This window comes from Muribacter muris (genome assembly GCF_001038205.1).
In the GTDB taxonomy this organism is placed as follows: Bacteria; Pseudomonadota; Gammaproteobacteria; order Enterobacterales; family Pasteurellaceae; genus Muribacter; species Muribacter muris.
On record NZ_JWIZ01000087.1, the window covers coordinates 1 to 1,248 of the forward strand.

Annotated in this window: 3 protein-coding genes; all 3 read left to right on the plus strand. The window is 36.1% G+C overall.

Annotated elements, in window-relative coordinates; all coding sequences use genetic code 11:
• The coding region (locus RO21_RS10980) for an exodeoxyribonuclease III (RefSeq protein ID WP_047977826.1) at positions 1–326 on the plus strand (326 nt) is incomplete at its 5' end.
• Between the two features lie 308 nt (positions 327–634).
• Positions 635–805: a hypothetical protein gene (locus tag RO21_RS13220; RefSeq protein WP_173425305.1), complete on the plus strand. Its 171-nt coding sequence runs from the start codon at positions 635–637 to the stop codon at positions 803–805.
• On the plus strand, positions 805–1,089 hold the full coding sequence (locus RO21_RS10985; protein ID WP_047977827.1) for a hypothetical protein: 285 nt from the start codon (positions 805–807) through the stop codon (positions 1,087–1,089). The genes RO21_RS13220 and RO21_RS10985 overlap by 1 nt, the downstream gene beginning before the upstream one ends.
• Positions 1,090–1,248: the final 159 nt, after the last annotated feature.

Genomic DNA, 1,248 nt, shown 5'->3' on the forward strand with positions numbered 1-1,248 from the left:
ACTTAGGCAATGGCGAGCCGAACCGCAAACGTTGGTGGCGGGACGGTAAATGCTCATTCCTGCCAGAAGAGCGGGAATGGTTGGCACGTTTGCACGGCTATGGTTTGGTCGATACGTTCCGCCAGCTCAATCCAAATACTGATGATAAATTCTCGTGGTTTGATTACCGCTCGAAAGGCTTTGACGATAATCGTGGATTACGGATTGACTTGGTGTTGGCATCAAAACCGTTAGCCGATCGTTGTATCGAAACGGGGATTGACTTAGAGATACGGGCAATGGAAAAACCGTCCGATCACGCACCGGTTTGGGCAGTGTTTAAATAAATGCAAGCGGTCGGATTGAAGCATTTTTTCGTAAAGTCTTAAACCGTCAAAACAGCGATATGATATTGGGACGCTTGTGTAGCGTCCCGATTTTTATTGCATACAAATTTAGTCCTACGTAGCTGTAGATCAATCTCACATTTTGTGAGGAATAGTACTGCACACATAGTGATCTTCACTATTGACTCAATTTAATTTTTCTTTAGAGTAGTAGGAAAAGTAAGTTAGATAAGGTTAATTGACTTTTATATTCTTGGTTTGTATAGTTGGTTGATAAATAGTTCAAAATGAGCATTAAGAGGAAAGATATGGAAGCAACGTTATCTCAGGATTTAGGTCTTGAAAAGAAACAACCGGGTTTCTATACAGATGATGAATTAGCTTTGCTTTATAAGCTAGAAAATGGTTTGGTTGAAGCTAAGTCTCATGATCAAGTAATGGAAAATTTACGTAAAACATTGGGTTTAGACGAGAAATAATGAAATTTGATTATGAGATTATTTGGTATGGCTTAGCTGAAATTAAGTTATTAGATCAAGCGAGTTATATCTTAAAACAATCAAAAAATGTCGTTATTACCGAACAATTTTATGATGCAATTAAGAGCGAGGTAGATAAACTCGCTTATACTGCTGATGTATATCGTATCAGAAAGAAAAAAGACATTTCTATTTTGAACGGTAAATATCAAGTGAAATTTATTATTGGTAAAGATTGCGTTTATATTGTGGACTTTAAGTCTGCGAGGCAAAATACATATTAAAATTATATATAGCTCTTTTAAAAGTTTTTCTGCCTTAAAATAGTATAGAAAAAGTGGCAAAGAACTTAGAGGTCAATCTAATTTGGATTTAGCCTATAAGAATGGATAAGTGTTAGTTAAAATCAATGAAAGGCTGTAAAGCCGGAATGAAGATAATCA

Excerpts from the sequence above, each read along its gene's own strand:
- RO21_RS10985 (WP_047977827.1), top strand. The coding sequence starts at position 805 with ATGAAATTTGATTATGAGATTATTTGGTATGGCTTAGCTGAAATTAAG.
- RO21_RS13220 (WP_173425305.1), top strand. The coding sequence starts at position 635 with ATGGAAGCAACGTTATCTCAGGATTTAGGTCTTGAAAAGAAACAACCG.